Annotated in this window: 16 protein-coding genes and 2 tRNA genes; 14 read left to right on the plus strand and 4 right to left on the minus strand. The window is 58.6% G+C overall.

Going from position 1 to position 16,771, the window contains the following annotated elements; translation table 11 throughout:
* Window positions 1-52: 52 nt before the first annotated feature.
* The 7 genes from ACQKPC_RS18065 to ACQKPC_RS18095 all read left to right on the plus strand — a co-directional run bounded on the left by ACQKPC_RS18065 (window position 53) and on the right by ACQKPC_RS18095 (window position 7,328).
* Window positions 53-1,084, plus strand: coding sequence for a ligase-associated DNA damage response exonuclease (locus tag ACQKPC_RS18065; RefSeq protein ID WP_427625769.1), 1,032 nt, complete (start codon window positions 53-55; stop codon window positions 1,082-1,084).
* A complete protein-coding gene (locus ACQKPC_RS18070; RefSeq protein ID WP_427625770.1) occupies window positions 1,081-2,769 on the plus strand; it encodes an ATP-dependent DNA ligase in 1,689 nt (562 codons plus the stop codon). The genes ACQKPC_RS18065 and ACQKPC_RS18070 overlap by 4 nt, the downstream gene beginning before the upstream one ends.
* Window positions 2,770-3,144: 375 nt before the next feature.
* Window positions 3,145-3,927, plus strand: coding sequence for a transporter substrate-binding domain-containing protein (locus ACQKPC_RS18075; RefSeq protein ID WP_427625771.1), 783 nt, complete (start codon window positions 3,145-3,147; stop codon window positions 3,925-3,927).
* 56 nt (window positions 3,928-3,983) lie between these two features.
* Window positions 3,984-4,712: an ABC transporter permease gene (locus tag ACQKPC_RS18080; RefSeq protein ID WP_427625772.1), complete on the plus strand. Its 729-nt coding sequence runs from the start codon at window positions 3,984-3,986 to the stop codon at window positions 4,710-4,712.
* Window positions 4,709-5,419 carry an ABC transporter permease gene (locus tag ACQKPC_RS18085; RefSeq protein ID WP_007904660.1) on the plus strand — a complete coding sequence of 237 codons (711 nt, stop codon included), beginning with the start codon at window positions 4,709-4,711 and terminating at the stop codon, window positions 5,417-5,419. Before ACQKPC_RS18080 ends, ACQKPC_RS18085 begins: the two co-directional genes overlap by 4 nt.
* Window positions 5,420-5,431: 12 nt before the next feature.
* The gene (locus ACQKPC_RS18090; RefSeq protein ID WP_427625773.1) at window positions 5,432-6,550 is read left to right on the plus strand and encodes a succinylglutamate desuccinylase/aspartoacylase family protein; all 1,119 of its coding nucleotides are present in this window, start codon (window positions 5,432-5,434) and stop codon (window positions 6,548-6,550) included.
* Window positions 6,551-6,563: 13 nt separating this feature from the next.
* On the plus strand, window positions 6,564-7,328 hold the full coding sequence (locus ACQKPC_RS18095) for an ABC transporter ATP-binding protein (RefSeq protein WP_427625774.1): 765 nt from the start codon (window positions 6,564-6,566) through the stop codon (window positions 7,326-7,328).
* 63 nt (window positions 7,329-7,391) lie between these two features.
* On the opposite strand, the gene ACQKPC_RS18100 is transcribed toward ACQKPC_RS18095, so the two are convergent.
* Window positions 7,392-7,601, minus strand: coding sequence for a hypothetical protein (locus ACQKPC_RS18100; RefSeq protein ID WP_427625775.1), 210 nt, complete (start codon window positions 7,599-7,601; stop codon window positions 7,392-7,394).
* A gap of 107 nt (window positions 7,602-7,708) precedes the next feature.
* Window positions 7,709-8,275, minus strand: coding sequence for a dCTP deaminase (dcd, locus tag ACQKPC_RS18105; RefSeq protein ID WP_008030058.1), 567 nt, complete (start codon window positions 8,273-8,275; stop codon window positions 7,709-7,711).
* A gap of 354 nt (window positions 8,276-8,629) precedes the next feature.
* On the opposite strand from dcd, the gene ACQKPC_RS18110 reads away from it, so the two are divergent.
* Entirely contained in the window at window positions 8,630-8,839 is a 210-nt protein-coding gene (locus ACQKPC_RS18110) for a cold-shock protein (RefSeq protein WP_002554837.1), read from the plus strand.
* A 109-nt stretch (window positions 8,840-8,948) separates the two neighbouring features.
* Here the strand turns inward: ACQKPC_RS18110 and ACQKPC_RS18115 are convergent, their stop codons facing one another.
* Window positions 8,949-9,956, minus strand: a complete 1,008-nt coding sequence (locus ACQKPC_RS18115) for a DUF481 domain-containing protein (protein WP_427625776.1) — start codon at window positions 9,954-9,956, stop codon at window positions 8,949-8,951.
* A 167-nt stretch (window positions 9,957-10,123) separates the two neighbouring features.
* Here ACQKPC_RS18115 and ACQKPC_RS18120 point away from each other — a divergent pair, with 167 nt between their 5' ends.
* From ACQKPC_RS18120 to ACQKPC_RS18135, 4 genes are all read left to right on the plus strand, one after another.
* The gene (locus ACQKPC_RS18120; protein WP_007940587.1) at window positions 10,124-10,477 is read left to right on the plus strand and encodes an MGMT family protein; all 354 of its coding nucleotides are present in this window, start codon (window positions 10,124-10,126) and stop codon (window positions 10,475-10,477) included.
* A 44-nt stretch (window positions 10,478-10,521) separates the two neighbouring features.
* A complete protein-coding gene (locus ACQKPC_RS18125; protein ID WP_427625777.1) occupies window positions 10,522-12,081 on the plus strand; it encodes an AmpG family muropeptide MFS transporter in 1,560 nt (519 codons plus the stop codon).
* 141 nt (window positions 12,082-12,222) lie between these two features.
* A complete protein-coding gene (locus ACQKPC_RS18130) occupies window positions 12,223-13,938 on the plus strand; it encodes a proline--tRNA ligase (protein ID WP_123360588.1) in 1,716 nt (571 codons plus the stop codon).
* A gap of 17 nt (window positions 13,939-13,955) precedes the next feature.
* Window positions 13,956-14,909 carry a hypothetical protein gene (locus ACQKPC_RS18135; protein ID WP_008072742.1) on the plus strand — a complete coding sequence of 318 codons (954 nt, stop codon included), beginning with the start codon at window positions 13,956-13,958 and terminating at the stop codon, window positions 14,907-14,909.
* A 116-nt stretch (window positions 14,910-15,025) separates the two neighbouring features.
* Here ACQKPC_RS18135 and dinB read toward each other — a convergent pair whose 3' ends face one another.
* Window positions 15,026-16,087 (minus strand): DNA polymerase IV, encoded by a 1,062-nt coding sequence (gene dinB / locus ACQKPC_RS18140; protein ID WP_427625778.1) that lies wholly within the window; start codon window positions 16,085-16,087, stop codon window positions 15,026-15,028.
* A gap of 300 nt (window positions 16,088-16,387) precedes the next feature.
* Between dinB and ACQKPC_RS18145 the strand changes: the two genes are divergently transcribed.
* Window positions 16,388-16,464 (plus strand) — tRNA-Met (locus ACQKPC_RS18145).
* Between the two features lie 220 nt (window positions 16,465-16,684).
* Window positions 16,685-16,761: transfer RNA gene (locus ACQKPC_RS18150), tRNA-Met, on the plus strand.
* Window positions 16,762-16,771 lie beyond the last annotated feature (10 nt).

The following is a 16,771-nucleotide window of genomic DNA, read 5'->3' on the forward strand; positions in this document are numbered from 1 at the left end:
CTCGTCTCGCGTAAACCTCCTAGCTAACAGGCCTCTCCATTCTGGTAACAATATGGACCTTGTTATCGCTCGTCCTGAAGGTTTGTACTGCCCGCCCGGTGATTTCTATATCGACCCATGGCAGCCGGTCGAACGCTCGGTCATCACCCACGCCCACAGCGACCATGCTCGCCGTGGCAATCAACATTATCTGGCAGCGGCACCGGGGGCAGCCATCCTGCGTGCGCGTCTGGGCCAGGACATCAACCTGCAAACCTTGCCTTATGGCGAGCCATTGCTGCACCGCGGTGTAAAACTGAGTTTTCACCCCGCGGGCCACGTACTCGGCTCTGCCCAGGTACGTCTGGAATATGGCGGGGAAGTCTGGGTCGCCTCGGGGGATTACAAGACCGAGCCCGATGGCACCTGTGCGCCATTCGAACCGGTGCGTTGCCACACGTTCATCACGGAATCGACGTTCGGCTTGCCGATTTACCGCTGGCAACCCCAGACGCAGATCTTTGCCGAGATCAATCAGTGGTGGCGGGCCAATGCGGCGGCCGACAAGACCAGCGTGCTGTTCTGCTATGCCTTCGGCAAGGCTCAACGGATTCTCCACGGCATCGATGCCAGCCTCGGCCCCATTCTGGTACATGGCGCGGTTGAACCCATCAATCGGATTTATCGCGAGAGCGGCATTTATTTACCGCCAACGATCTATGCCGGCGAAGTTAAAAAGCATGACCCGATGATGCGCAAGGCCTTGGTCCTCGCACCTCCTTCTGCGGGTGCCAGCCCTTGGGTACGGCGTTTCGGTGATTACAGCGATGGCTTCGCCAGCGGTTGGATGCGCTTGCGCGGTACACGACGCCGGCGCAGTGTGGACCGCGGTTTTGTGCTATCGGATCACGCCGACTGGCCCGGCCTGCTTTGGGCCATCGAACAAACCGGAGCCGAACGCGTGATCGTCACCCATGGTTCAATCGGGGTATTGGTGCGCTATCTGCGCGAACAAGGCCTCGATGCCATGAGTTTCAGCACCGAATATGGCGATGATGAAGAAACCACAGTCCTCGAACCCGAGAGCGCCGAGGTGCTGGCATGAAAGCCTTCGCCGACTTGTATGCCGAACTCGACGCCACCACCTCGAGCAACGCCAAACTGGCGGCGATGCAGAGCTATTTCGCCCAAGCCGCACCTGAAGATGCCGCTTGGGCGGTGTACTTTCTGTCCGGTGGGCGCCCTCGACAATTGGTGCCGGTACGAATGCTGCGGGAAATGGCCACAGCGTTTTCCGGACTCTCGCCCTGGCTGTTCGAAGAAAGTTATCAGGCCGTAGGTGATCTGGCGGAAACCATCTCGCTGGTGCTGCCCGAAATGCCCCACACCTCTACCGATGGGCTGGCGGTGTGGATTGAAGACAAACTGCTGCCGCTGCGTAACGCGCCCCCGCTAACCCTCGCCGAATGCTTGCCCGCCTTGTGGGCGCAACTGGATCGCCAGAGTCTGATGCTGTGCATCAAACTGATCACCGGCAGTTTCCGTGTCGGGGTCTCCAAATTGCTGGTTACCCGCGCCTTGGCGGCGATGGGCGGGCTCGACAGCAAACGCGTGGCCCAGCGGCTGGTGGGTTACACCGATCTGTCCAACCGCCCAACCGCCGCCAGTTACCTGAAGCTGATCGCCCCCGAATCACCCAATGAGCATGCCCAACGGGGTGGTCAGCCCTACCCGTTTTTCCTCGCCCATGCGTTGTCGCACCCGATCGAGCAGTTCGACGCCCTGCTCGGCCCCGTCAATCAGTGGCAAGTGGAATGGAAGTGGGACGGCATCCGCGCTCAAGTGGTCAAGCGCGATGGGCGCTTGTGGATCTGGTCACGAGGTGAAGAGCTGTTAAGCGAGCGCTTCCCCGAACTGGACAGCCTGGTTCATGACTTACCCGACGGCACGGTGATCGACGGTGAAATCGTCGCCTGGAAAGCCGCACAACCAGGCACCGAGGACGCCTTCGACCCGAAGTCGACGTCGTCACCCGCCGTGCAACCCTTCGCTCTGTTGCAACAGCGGATCAGCCGTAGAACGCTGAGCAAGAAAATCCTCGATGAGGTGCCCGTGGTGATCCTGGCCTATGACCTGCTGGAATGGCAGGGTGAGGATTGGCGTAACCAGACCCAAGCCACGCGCCGCACTCAGCTGGAGCAACTCATCCTCAACTGCGCAAACCCGGTATTAATGAGCTCCCCCGTGCTGACCGGCGAAGACTGGTTCGACCTTGGCCGTCAACGGGAAGCCTCCCGCAGACTGGGCGTCGAAGGCATGATGCTCAAGGCCCGCGATGCGCTGTATGGCGTCGGGCGGACCAAGGACATGGGCGTGTGGTGGAAATGGAAAGTCGACCCGTTCAGCGTTGATGCGGTGCTGATCTATGCCCAGCAGGGCCATGGCCGCCGGGCCAGCCTCTACACTGATTACACGTTCGCGGTGTGGGACGGTCCTCCTTCTGCCCGCGAGCGAACGCTGGTGCCTTTCGCCAAGGCTTACTCCGGGTTGACTGACGAAGAAATGCGTCAGGTCGACAGCATCGTACGCAAGACCACGGTGGAAAAATTCGGACCGGTGAGTAGTGTGAAACCGACTTTGGTGTTTGAGCTGGGATTCGAGGGTATTGCCCTGTCGAAGCGGCATAAGAGCGGGATTGCGGTGCGGTTTCCGAGAATGCTGCGTTGGCGGCAGGACAAATCGGTGGAGGAGGCTGACAACTTGGCGACGTTGCAGGATTTGCTCGCCTGACCTGATTTCTGTGTTGCACCAATGCAGATCAGTAAAGTTGCAGAACCTATGGGAGCGGGCTTGCTCGCGAAGGCGGTGTGTCCGGCAACATTAATGTTGACTGACACTCCCTCTTCGCGAGCAAGCCCGCTCCCACATGGATTGTGGCTTAGCTGATCTGGCGGTGGGCTCCCCACACTGCGCACCATCCAGGCGCAGGGATCTGGCGATGCCCGTTTTCGTGCATAAAATCCCGCTTTACCGCTTCTTGTATTACCTTTTAAACGCTTGTTCGGGACTCTGGTTCGGAAATTGCTACTTTTAATAGGTCTTACGCTTTTCAGTAACAGTACTTCTGCGCCACAAGCGCTCATATTGGTTCTTAGGGATTGAATAATGAAAAAAGCATTGCTGACCCTTTCTGCACTGGCGTTGTGCATGGCTGCCGGCTCCGCGCTGGCCAAGGAATACAAAGAATTGCGTTTTGGCGTTGACCCTTCTTACGCGCCGTTCGAGTCCAAAGCAGCCGACGGTAGCCTGGTAGGCTTCGACATCGACCTGGGCAATGCAATTTGCGCCGAGCTGAAGGTCAAGTGCAAATGGGTCGAAAGCGATTTCGACGGCATGATTCCGGGCTTGAAAGCCAATAAATTCGACGGTGTGATCTCTTCGATGACCGTCACCCCGGCCCGCGAAAAAGTCATCGATTTCTCCAACGAGTTGTTCTCCGGCCCAACCGCTTACGTGTTCAAGAAAGGTTCCGGCCTGACCGAAGACGCCGCTTCGCTGAAGGGTAAAACCGTCGGTTACGAGCAAGGCACCATCCAGGAAGCGTACGCCAAAGCGGTGCTGGACAAGGCTGGCGTGAAAACCCAGGCCTATCAGAACCAGGATCAGGTGTATTCCGACCTGACTTCCGGCCGTCTCGACGCAGCGATCCAGGACATGCTGCAAGCCGAACTGGGCTTCTTGAAGTCACCAAAAGGCGAAGGCTACGAAATCAGCAAGCCGGTCGACAGCGAATTGCTGCCGTCGAAAACAGCGATCGGTATCTCGAAAGGTAACAAAGACCTCAAGGCACTTTTGGATAAAGGTATCAAAGCGTTACACGACGATGGCACCTACGCCACCATTCAGAAGAAACACTTTGGCGATCTGAATTTGTACAGCGGCAAATAATGCCCGGCGCCCATCTCGCGATGGGCGCTTTTTTCACCCGATCAGGTTGCTGATTTATGTTCGAAAACCTATTACAAAACCTGGGGCTCTCAGCCTTCAGCCTCCAGGGCTTCGGTCCGTTGCTGATGGAAGGCACCTGGATGACCATCAAATTATCGGTGTTGTCGCTGTTGGTGGCCGTGTTGCTCGGCTTGCTGGGCGCCAGTGCCAAGCTGTCAAAAGTCAAACTGGTACGTGTTCCGGCCCAGATCTACACCACGCTGATTCGTGGGGTGCCCGACCTGGTGCTGATGCTGCTGATCTTCTACAGCCTGCAAACCTGGCTGACCTCGTTTACCGACTTCATGGAATGGGAATACATCGAGATCAACCCGTTCAGCGCCGGGGTCATCACCCTGGGCTTCATTTACGGTGCGTACTTCACCGAAACGTTTCGCGGGGCGATCCTCGCCGTGCCACGGGGCCAGGTTGAAGCCGCCACCGCCTACGGTCTCAAACGCGGCCAGCGTTTTCGTTTCGTGGTGTTCCCACAAATGATGCGCTTCGCCCTGCCGGGTATCGGCAATAACTGGATGGTGATGCTCAAGGCCACCGCGCTGGTCTCGATCATCGGCCTGGCCGACCTGGTCAAAGCCGCGCAGGACGCCGGTAAAAGCACCTATCAACTGTTCTACTTCCTGGTGCTGGCCGCACTGATTTACCTGGTGATCACCAGCGCCTCCAACGTCGTCCTGCGCTGGCTCGAACGCCGCTACGCCGCCGGCTCCCGGGAGGCCGTACGATGATCGAACTCTTGCAGGAATACTGGAAACCCTTCCTTTATACCGACGGTTACAACATCACCGGCCTGGCCATGACCATGTGGCTGCTCAGCGCTTCGATCTTCATCGGCTTTCTGGCGTCGATCCCGCTGTCCATCGCCAGGGTTTCGCCCAAGATCTACATCCGCTGGCCAGTGCAGTTTTACGTCTACCTGTTCCGGGGTACGCCGCTGTATATCCAGCTGCTGATTTGCTACACCGGTATCTACAGCCTGGCGGCCGTGCGCGCCCAGCCGGTCCTCGATGCGTTCTTTCGCGATGCGATGAACTGCACGATCCTGGCCTTCGCCCTGAACACCTGCGCCTACACCACGGAGATCTTCGCCGGGGCGATTCGCAGCCTGCCTCACGGAGAAATCGAAGCGGCCAAGGCTTATGGTCTGTCAGGCTGGAAGCTCTACGCCTACGTGATCATGCCGTCAGCCCTGCGTCGCTCGTTGCCTTATTACAGCAACGAAGTGATTCTGATGCTGCACTCGACCACCGTGGCGTTCACCGCGACCATCCCGGATGTATTGAAAGTCGCTCGCGACGCGAACTCTGCGACCTTCCTGACATTCCAGTCGTTCGGCATCGCCGCGCTGATCTACCTGACCGTTACCTTTGCGCTGGTCGGCCTGTTCCGTCTCGCCGAACGCCGATGGCTGGCCTTCCTCGGGCCGACTCACTAGGACAACTCGTACATGCGCCACCAGATTCATGACCTGCTGGCCCCGCTGCCGGGGACCGTGCGACAGATTCACAGTTTCCACTTCGGCCCGTCGTCGGCCAAAGGCAAGATTTACATTCAGTCCTCCCTGCATGCCGATGAATTGCCCGGCATGTTGGTGGCCTGGCACCTCAAGCAGCGTCTGGCGGAGCTGGAAGCCGCCGGCCGGCTGCGCAGCGAAATCGTGCTGGTGCCCGTGGCCAACCCGGTCGGCCTGGAACAAGTGTTGATGGACGTTCCACTGGGCCGCTACGAGCTGGAAAGCGGGCAGAACTTCAATCGCTGGTTCGTCGACTTGAGTGAAGAAGTCGGCAACGAGATCGAAGGCCTGCTCGGCGACGATCCACAACGCAACCTCGAATTGATCCGCGACAGCCTGCGCAAGGCGTTGGCGCGGCAGACCGCAGGCACTCAACTGCAATCCCAGCGCCTGACCCTGCAACGGCTGGCCTGCGATGCGGACATGGTGCTGGACCTGCATTGCGATTTCGAAGCCGTGGCGCACCTTTACACCACGCCCGAGGCCTGGCCCAGGGTCGAGCCACTGGCGCGCTACATCGGTTCTGAAGCCAGTCTGCTGGCTACCGATTCGGGTGGCCAATCGTTCGATGAATGCTTCACCCTGCTCTGGTGGCAGTTGAAAGAGCGCTTCGGCGAGCAGTTCGAGATTCCGCTGGGCAGTTTTTCAGTCACTGTCGAATTACGCGGCCAGGGTGACGTCAATCACCCGCTGGCCAGCCTCGACAGCCAGGCGCTGATCGATTATCTGATTCATTTCGGCGCGATTGCCGGTGAGCCGGCGCCATTACCGGAACTGCCCTACCCGGCGACACCGCTGGCCGGCGTCGAACCGGTGGCTACACCGGTGGGCGGGCTGCTGGTGTTCACGGCTCTGCCCGGGGAATACCTGGAAGCCGGGCAACTGATCGCCGAAGTCATCGACCCGATCAATGATCGCGTCACCCCTGTTCATTGCACCGCCGCCGGCCTGATGTACGCCCGTTCGCTGCGGCGCATGGCCACTGCCGGCATGGTGATCGCCCACGTCGCGGGCACCGAAGCCTATCGCAGCGGCTATCTACTTTCGCCTTGAGGATGCATGCCCCATGTACAAACTGACCATTGAAGGCCTGCATAAAAGCTATGGCGATCATAAGGTGCTCAAAGGCGTTTCGCTCAAGGCCAAGACCGGCGACGTCATCAGCCTGATCGGCGCCAGCGGCTCGGGCAAAAGCACCTTTTTGCGCTGCATCAACTTTCTCGAACAACCCGACGACGGCACCATGAGCCTGGACGACCAGAACATCCGCATGGTCAAGGATCGCCATGGCATCCACGTGGCCGACGCCGATGAGCTGCAACGGATTCGCACCCGCCTGGCCATGGTGTTCCAGCACTTCAACCTGTGGAGCCACATGACGGTGCTGGAAAACATCACCATGGCCCCGCGCCGGGTCCTGGGTTGCAGCAAGCAAGAAGCCGAAGACCGTGCCCGACGTTACCTCGACAAGGTTGGCCTGGCGGCGCGCGTGGCGGATCAGTACCCGGCGTTCCTGTCGGGCGGCCAGCAACAACGGGTAGCCATTGCCCGCGCACTGGCCATGGAACCGGAAGTCATGCTGTTCGACGAACCGACCTCGGCGCTCGACCCGGAACTGGTGGGCGAAGTGCTCAAGGTCATCCAGGGCCTGGCCGAAGAAGGCCGGACCATGATCATGGTCACCCACGAAATGAGCTTCGCCCGCAAGGTATCGAGCCAGGTGCTGTTCCTGCACCAGGGGCTGGTGGAAGAAGAAGGTGCGCCGGAGGATGTACTGGGTAATCCGAAGAGTGAGCGGTTGAAGCAGTTCCTCAGCGGCAACCTGAAGTAAAAATCGCAGGTTTCGCCCACTGCTACGGATCACCGTAGCAGCCTTCGGCAGCTCCTACAGGTATCAGACAACAGGCGCGGGAGGCGGCTCATCCGGCAGGGTGGGCTCTCCGGGTTCTGTCGGTTGTTCGTTGGGGGTATCGGGATCAGGCTGGCCGGGGATGCCCCCTGCCGTGCTGACTGGTGGATGTGCCAACAAGGACCAGGCCAGCATGCCAACCTGATTGGGCTCAAGCCTTGCCAGTTCGGCACTTATTCGCGGATCGATCTTCATGAAGCACTCCTGAGCGATGGCCCGATCCGCCTTGCGCGAATCGGAGCAGTACACTCCATAGAGTGTACGCCCGCTCAGGAATTCCAACGGTTTGTCAGACGGCTGACTCAGGTACGCGGCAGGGTCACGCCACGCTGTCCCTGGTACTTGCCGCCACGGTCCTTGTAGGAGACTTCGCACTCTTCGTCCGACTCAAGGAACAACATCTGCGCCACGCCTTCGTTCGCGTAGATTTTCGCCGGCAGATTGGTGGTGTTGGAGAACTCCAGGGTCACGTGACCTTCCCACTCAGGCTCGAGCGGCGTGACGTTGACGATGATGCCGCAACGCGCGTAGGTGCTTTTACCCAGGCAAATGGTCAATACGTTACGCGGGATGCGGAAGTATTCGACGGTGCTGGCCAGAGCGAAGGAGTTCGGCGGAATGATGCACACGTCGCTGTGGATGTCGACGAAGCTGCCAGCATCGAAGTTTTTCGGGTCGACGATCGCCGAATTGATGTTGGTAAACACCTTGAAGTGATTGGTGCAACGCACATCGTAGCCGTAGCTGGACACGCCGTAGGAGATCACACGGCTATCGTCGCTACCGCGCACCTGGCGCTCGACGAAAGGCTCGATCATGCCCTGTTCCTGCGCCATGCGGCGAATCCACTTGTCCGATTTGATGCTCATGGCGGGTGTCCTGAATAGCGAGGTGGAAAAATTCTGTCCGGCATCTTACCGGGCAGGCGCGCCGGGTTCAAAGTCCGGGAGACAATTCTCGCCAATCGCCCGTGAATCCCGGGTCTTCACCGCCATTCAATGCACCGTCAGTCATGAAAACAGAGAAACCTTCGCAAGAAACATTGGCACGTTCCGGAAAAAGGGTTAAGGTGGCGCCACTGTGCTGCTTGTGTCACTGAGAATCTCTACACGATATGTTGAATTTCGATCCAACCATCTACAAGAATTTTTCCTGCTCTTTGCACTCAGTCTCGGCCAGGGTTCTTCCTGCGTCGCAGTTATCTTTGTTCAAGGAGTTACACCATGTCTAATCGCCAAACCGGTACCGTTAAGTGGTTCAACGATGAAAAAGGCTTCGGCTTCATCACTCCACAATCCGGTGACGACCTGTTCGTTCACTTCAAAGCTATCCAATCCGACGGCTTCAAAAGCCTGAAAGAAGGCCAACAGGTTTCTTTCATCGCTACCCGCGGTCAGAAAGGCATGCAAGCTGAAGAAGTTCAAGTTATCTAACTTGTACTTGCTTTAGTAAAAAGCCCCGCCCTTAAAAGCGGGGCTTTTTTGTGCCTGTGTGTTTTGCAGGCAAAAAAAATCGCAGCCCATGGCTGCGATTTTTTGCGTCTTACCAGGCCACGCCAAACCCAGCGGTGTAGCGGGTCTTGTCCAAATCAGCATCGTCGGTGCCGCTAATGATGTCTCTCTCGGCCTTCAGGTTAAGCGATGCCCATTCGGTCACCTTGTAGCGCAAGCCCATCTCGGCATCGAGCGCGTAGTCGGCCACGCCCGACAACGGCTTGCCCACTTCGCCATTGGTGAAGAACTCCACCTTCTTGCCGATCAGGTAGCGGTTGTAATCCCACTTCATCGCCAGGGAGTAGAAGTTTTCCTTGCTGCCATCGCTGAACTCATAGTCCGTGCGGTTGACCAGCGAGCCCAGCGAGAATGCGCCCAGCTCATCGTCCCAGAATTGGTAACCGGGGCCGGTACCGACTGTGCGCTGGCGGGCCAGTTCTTCGACCTTGTCGCGCTTATAGACCGCGCGCCCTTGCCAGAACCATTTTTCGGTCAGGAAGCGGTCGAGCGAGTATTCGCCCCGCCAGTTGTCGGTAGTGACCACGTCATCCTGAAATTCGCGGTTGTACTCACCTTCTGCGGTGTGTCGCCATCTGCCATGACGCGCAGTGGTCTTGAAGTCGATATCGTAATCGTCGGTGTCTTTCTCGGCCCGCTGATAATCCAGCGCTGCATCGATATTACCCTTCCACACCAAATCCTCGACGACAGGCTTGGGCTTGAGAATCTGCTGGATGCTTGCCAGCTCCACAGTCTTGGGGCCATCGCCGTTGGCCAGGGTGACCTTGCCGTCTTCTGCTGCATGCAGCGCCTTGGCCTTTTCACCGGTGTAGGCATCCTGCTTGACCAGCAACTGCTGATCACTTTCCAGGGTTTTGACCTGCTTCCAGTCGATCGGGACCGCGCCAGCGTACTCGGTCTGAATCAGCAGCTTACCGCCATCGAAGACGGTGATTTTGCCGCTCAATTTGTCACCGTTTTTCAACCAGACGGTATCGGCGAGCAAGGGAGTGGAAGCACTGGCGACAGCGAGGCACAGCAAGGTTCTGGACAACATAAGCGAATCGAAGGCTCAACTTTGCGAAAAAAAGTCGGCATTATCCTTACGAATAAGGCCATGACAAGGACTGACCCGACTTTTTCTATTGAGTTCATTTCTCAATAGGCGATCCTGGATTTACTCTACAGACGGTCAATTGCGCATTTTTTCAGGAAGCCCGGGACGTGACCGACTCAACCGCTGAAACCGAAAGCGCAGCGCAAATCCGACGCACGGCGCTCTACCTGACCCTGGCGCAAGTGCCCGAGGGCAAAGTCGTGAGTTACGGCCAGCTCGCCGAGCTAGCCGGACTGGGTCGTGCTGCCCGCTGGGTCGGGCGAACACTGAGCCAATTGCCCGGTGACACCAAACTTCCCTGGCACCGGGTACTGGGTGCCGGCGGTCGGATCAGCCTGCCTGTGGGCAGCCCTTCGGGGGATGAACAACGGGCCCGATTGCGCATGGAAGGCATCAGTGTCCTGAACAATCGTGTTGATATTCAGCGCCATGGGTGGCGCCCGGTAGAGCACAGCGGTTAGAGTGCGCGCTTTGTTTCCGTAATCCTTGAGGCAGACTCCAGCCCATGCCCCGTAAAACCTGGCGCGCCGCGCTCGCCGCCTATGCCAGCCCCTCGACGCTCGTGCTGTTGCTGCTTGGTTTCGCCGCCGGCTTGCCCTACATGCTGGTGTTTTCGACGCTTTCAGTCTGGCTGCGCGAGGCCGGTGTTGCCCGCGAAACCATCGGCTATGCAAGCCTGATCGGCCTGGCCTACGCCTTTAAATGGGTCTGGTCCCCGCTGCTCGACCAATGGCGCCTGCCACTTCTTGGCAAGCTTGGTCGACGACGCTCCTGGCTGGTCCTGGCCCAGGCACTCGTAATCCTGGGCCTGATCGGCATGGGATTCTGCGACCCGCAAAAGCACCTGTCCTGGTTGATCGCGATCGCCGTGGTCGTCGCCTTCGCCTCGGCGACGCAAGACATCGCCGTCGACGCTTATCGCCTGGAAATCGCCGACGAAACCCGCCAAGCTGCGCTGGCGGCCAGTTACATGGCCGGTTATCGGGTCGCGGCCCTGCTGGCGACTGCCGGCGCACTGTTCTTCGCCGAAGGCTTCGGCTCCACCGGTTTCAACTATAAGCATGCGGCGTGGACCGGCACCTACGTGCTGTTCGGCGTCTTGATGGTCCCGGCGCTGCTGACCACCCTGTTCATGCGCGAACCGCCGGTACCTCTGCGTACTCAATTACAGGCCGGACGCTACAGCTTTGTGCACCAATTGGCGTCGGTGTTCGTGCTGATCGTGCTGCTGGTGTCCGTACCGGCCATGTTCACCCAGCTCTACAACACTGACTTCGCCAGCGTACTGTTCAACGGCGTCAGCGTACTGGACCTGCTGCTCGAAGACCGTGCGTTCCTGCGGGCGATTCTCTATATCACGCTTACCGGCCTGTGCCTGTCGGCCATGGGCCGCCGTGGCCTGGCCCCGGTGCTGACACCGGTCAACGACTTCATCCTGCGTTACCGCTGGCAAGCCCTGCTGCTGCTCGGGCTGATCGCCACCTATCGGATGTCCGATACGGTCATGGGCGTGATGGCCAACGTGTTCTACATCGACCAGGGGTTCACCAAGGATCAGATTGCCAGCGTCAGCAAGATATTCGGCCTGATCATGACGCTGGTCGGCGCCGGCATGGGCGGCCTGCTGATCGTGCGCTTCGGCATTCTGCCTATCCTGTTCATTGGCGGCGTTGCATCGGCCGGTACCAACCTGCTGTTCCTGATGCTCACAGATATGGGTGCCGATCTGCAGATGCTGATTGTCACTATTTCACTGGATAACTTCAGCTCGGGCCTGGCGACTTCGGCATTTGTCGCTTACCTGTCGAGCCTGACCAATCTCAAGTTCTCCGCCACCCAGTACGCCCTGCTCAGCTCGATCATGCTCCTGCTGCCCCGCCTCATCGGCGGCTACTCAGGGGTTATGGTGGAAAAATTCGGCTATCACAACTTCTTCCTGATCACTGCCCTGCTGGGTGTTCCGACTCTCCTGTTGATCGCGCTGCACTGGTTCCAGGAAAACCGCCGAGCCGGTCCGACACCGACGCCGGAACCGGTGCAGTCCCAGGTCGCGGAAGAGTCGTAGGCACTTAAGCCAGAAGTGTCGCAGAGGGCGGGCAGATTCTCGCCCTCTGCGACACTGCCGGCCGCACTCCTGTACGCCAGCTGATCTCGCCCGTACAATGTTCCGTCATTTCTCGTCATCAGCAACCGACAACGGCCAACCATGCGCACCAGTCAATTTTTGCTCGCCACACAGAAAGAAACGCCTTCCGACGCGGTTGTCATCAGCCATCAGCTGATGCTGCGCGCCGGCATGATCCGCAAACTCGCCTCGGGCCTGTACACCTGGCTGCCCATGGGCTTGCGAGTGATGCGCAAGGTTGAAGCCATCGTGCGTGAAGAAATGAACGCCGCCGGCTCTCTCGAAGTGTTGATGCCGAGCACTCAACCGGCTGAGCTGTGGCAGGAATCCGGTCGCTGGGAAGAATACGGTCCTGAATTGCTGCGCTTCAAGGATCGCCACGGTCGCGACTTCTGTGCCGGCCCGACTCACGAAGAAGTCATCACCGACCTGATGCGTAACGAGCTGAGCAGCTATAAACAGCTGCCGATCAACCTGTATCAGATCCAGACCAAATTCCGTGACGAAATCCGCCCACGCTTCGGTTTGATGCGCGGCCGCGAATTCATCATGAAGGATGCCTATTCGTTCCACGCTGATCAGCCTTCGCTGCAGATCACCTACGACCGCATGCATCAGGCGTACTGCAACGTGTTCACCCGTCTGGGCCTGAAGTTCCGCCCGGTTGAAGCGGACAACGGCTCGATCGGTGGCGCCGGCTCCCACGAGTTCCACGTACTGGCCGAATCCGGTGAAGACGACATCGTCTTCAGCAACGGTTCCGACTACGCGGCGAACATCGAAAAGGCCGAAGCCGTACCGCGCGAAACCTCTCGTGCCGCGCCTACCGAAGAGCTGCGCCTGGTCGACACGCCGAACGCCAAGACCATTGCGCAACTGGTCGAAGGCTTCAATCTGCCGATCGAAAAGACCATCAAGACTCTCGTGGTACACGCTGAAGAACAAGGCAAACTGATTGCCCTGATCATCCGTGGCGACCACGAGCTGAACGAAATCAAGGCCGCCAACCAGCCTGGCGTTGCCAGCCCGCTGGTCATGGCTTCCGAAGCTGAACTGCGCGACGCCATCGGCGCCGGCGCCGGTTCCCTTGGCCCGTTGAACCTGCCACTGCCAATCATCATCGATCGCTCCGTCGAGCTGATGAGCGATTTCGGCATCGGCGCGAACATCGACGACAAGCACTACTTCGGCGTGAACTGGGAACGTGATCTGCCGGTTCCGACCGTCGCCGACCTGCGTAATGTCGTGGCCGGTGATCCGAGCCCTGACGGCAAAGGCACCCTGGAAATCAAGCGCGGCATCGAAGTCGGGCACATCTTCCAGCTGGGCAACAAGTACAGCAAAGCGATGAAGTGCGAAGTGCTGGGCGAGAACGGCAAGCCGGTCACCCTGGAAATGGGCTGCTATGGCATTGGCGTATCTCGTGTAGTGGCGGCCGCCATCGAACAGAACAACGACGAGAACGGGATTATCTGGAGCGACGCCCTGGCCCCGTTCCAGGTTGCTCTGGTACCGCTGCGCTACGAAACCGAGCAGGTTCGCGAAGCTACCGACAAGCTCTACGCAGAACTGACTGCCGCTGGCTTCGAAGTGCTGCTGGACGACCGCGACAAGAAAACCAGCCCGGGTATCAAGTTCGCGGACATGGAGCTGATTGGCATTCCACACCGGATCGTGGTCAGTGACCGCGGCCTCGCCGACGGCAATCTGGAATACAAGAGCCGTACAGAGGCCGAGGCGCAAGCGCTGCCGGTCGCTGACGTGCTGTCTTTCCTCCAGGCCCGTATCCGCCGCTGACACCAGATAGAGACGTCATGTTCAAGCGAAACACCTTAGGCCTCGGTAGCGCCGCCCTGTGCGGCGCGCTGCTGGTCAGCGGCTGTGCCAATCAGATGTCACAACGCAACGAGCACGAGGAGCGGGTCGAGCGCAAATTGCTTGATCACAGCCTGCAGATCGATGTCGGCGAGCCCAAGGTGCTTGAGCTGCCACAACGTCGGGTGAAAATCCACGAGCAGAAGACTTTCGAAGTCACCGAGTTCGAAGTCACGCGTCACTACGATCGCTACACGCCTTACCAACCCTGGAGGGAGGTCTATGAGATCCCGCTGGGCGCGGTGGCCGTGGTGGCCGGTGTCGGTGCGAACGTGGTCAACGTGTTCGCCCTCGGCAATCTGCCGGACAGCGTGACGAAGGACTGGCTCAGCTATGGTTTCGCCGGGCTCAACCCGTTCATGAACGCGCAGTCTCATGGTCGGGCACAACAGAACCTGGCGGGCATCGACGAAGTCCAGCGCGACAAGCGCACGGAGTACTCGAGCCTGCCGTGGAGCGAGCGCCCGGTGCAGGTCAAGGCGGCCAAGAACACCTTCGAACTGACCACCGATCGTAACGGCGTGTTGCGCCTGAACCTGCTGGACAGCCCGTTCGCCGAACATGACCTCAATCATCTGGGCAAACTGCAGATCAGTGTCGAGGACAACAAGGACGATGTGCACACCGACTCGTCCCTGGCGATCAGCAGCAACTTGCGCGGCAAGCTGCTCGAAGCGCATGGGTTGATTTACGATGACCTCGAAGACGACGAAGTGAGCCAGTGGGTACACCGGGTCAAACGTCTGTCGGAACTGGGGCTGGAAGAAGAAGCCAGCGAGCTGGAACAGAGCCTGATCGAACTGACCCGCAACGATCCCGAGTTGCAGGCCGAATTCCTCAAGTCATTGACCAAGGATGCCGGGCGACTGGTGGCGGATCCGGGACCGAATTAAACCCTTAAAGCTTCGCGAGCAGGCTCGCTCCCACAGTTGACCGAGTTGTTCAGACGAACGCGGTCTAATGTGGGAGCGAGCCTGCTCGCGATGAGGCCCTTAAATTCACCCCTGAACTACCGCTCAAACAACTCCATCTGCTCAAACCCGCCCCGCAAATCCTCCAGCCTCACCCCAATCCCCAACAACCGCACCGGTTTCCCACCACGGTTAAAGGCCTGGGTCAGCAGCAACTGATAACTCCCCAGATCCCGCCCTGCCCCGGCCTGCTCCAAAGTAGTCTGGGTAAAGTCATGAAATTTCACTTTGACGAACGGCTTGCCCGGCCGATAACTGCTGTCGATCCTTGCCATGCGGCCCTTCAGGGAGTCCAGCAACTCGGGCAATTTATCCAGGCAACTCACCAGATCCGGCAGGTCCGTGTCGTAGGTATTTTCGACGCTGATCGACTGCCGCCGACTGTCGTTATGCACCAACCGCTCATCGATCCCACGGGCGAGGCTCCAGAGTCGCTCGCCGAAGCTGCCGAATTCGCGCACCAGCGCCAACTTGTCCCATTCGCGCAAATGCGAGCAATCGACGATGCCGAGCCTGCCGAGTTTGTCGGCGGTCACTTTGCCTACACCGTGTAGCTTGCTCACTGGCAAACCACTGACGAAGTCTTCCACCTGATCCGGCGTGATCACGAACAGGCCGTTAGGCTTCTTCCAGTCGCTGGCGATTTTGGCGAGAAACTTGTTCGGCGCCACGCCGGCCGACACGGTGATGTGCAACTGGTTGGAGACACGGCGGCGAATGTCCTGGGCGATTCGCGTGGCGCTGCCGCCAAAATGCGCGCTGTCCGACACGTCGAGGTAGGCCTCATCCAGGGAAAGCGGCTCGATCAGGTCGGTGTAATCGCGAAAGATCGTATGAATTTCCTTCGACGCTTCTCTATAGGCATCCATGCGCGGCTTGACGATGGTCAGGTCCGGACAGAGTTTCAAGGCATGTCCGGAAGACATGGCCGAGCGAACGCCATAAGCCCGCGCTTCATAGTTACAGGTGGCAATCACCCCACGCCGATCCGCCGAGCCGCCCACCGCCAATGGCTTACCGGCCAGGCGCGGGTCGTCACGCATCTCGATAGCGGCGTAGAAACAGTCACAATCGACGTGGATGATTTTTCGCTGCGTCATATAAAAGCAGTGTTCATGGCTAAGAAATGAGGTGTGGGTGAGTCATATCGGCAGTATCTCACTGACACCTGTATATAGCACCAGTACTCTGAATGTTCTTTTTCCTTTGTAGGAAAAGCACACAGGAATTTATTTTCTCAATCGAAAGAGCCCTCTCAATAGAGCCACAAGCCTTGCCCTGCCTGCGTTTCAGACCGGTCAGCCGTTGCTTTTTTCACCTAAGCGCTTGAACAGGAACAGGTTTTACCGAGATTGAAGGTTGACAGCCCTGCGATCCTCTGTAGAATGCCGACACACAGACGCGGGATGGAGCAGTCTGGTAGCTCGTCGGGCTCATAACCCGAAGGTCGTCGGTTCAAATCCGGCTCCCGCAACCAAACATCAAAAAAGGCTACTCGAAAGAGTGGCCTTTTTTGTGCGCGTCTGTTTTATGAAAATCGGCGGTCTATGCCTTTCGGCACAGAAACAAGAAATCGTTCTGATTCCGAAACTTAGGTCTCCCCTGCGACCGTTCACCGTCGTTTTACACTTATTTGAGCCATACTGGGATTAACGGTTGACACTCCGGCGTTCGCCTGTAGAATGCCGCCACACAGACGCGGGATGGAGCAGTCTGGTAGCTCGTCGGGCTCATAACCCGAAGGTCGTCGGTTCAAATCCGGCTCCCGCAACCAAACATCAAAA

It is taken from the genome of Pseudomonas sp. NPDC089918, from assembly GCF_050280605.1.
Classification (GTDB): Bacteria; Pseudomonadota; Gammaproteobacteria; order Pseudomonadales; family Pseudomonadaceae; genus Aquipseudomonas.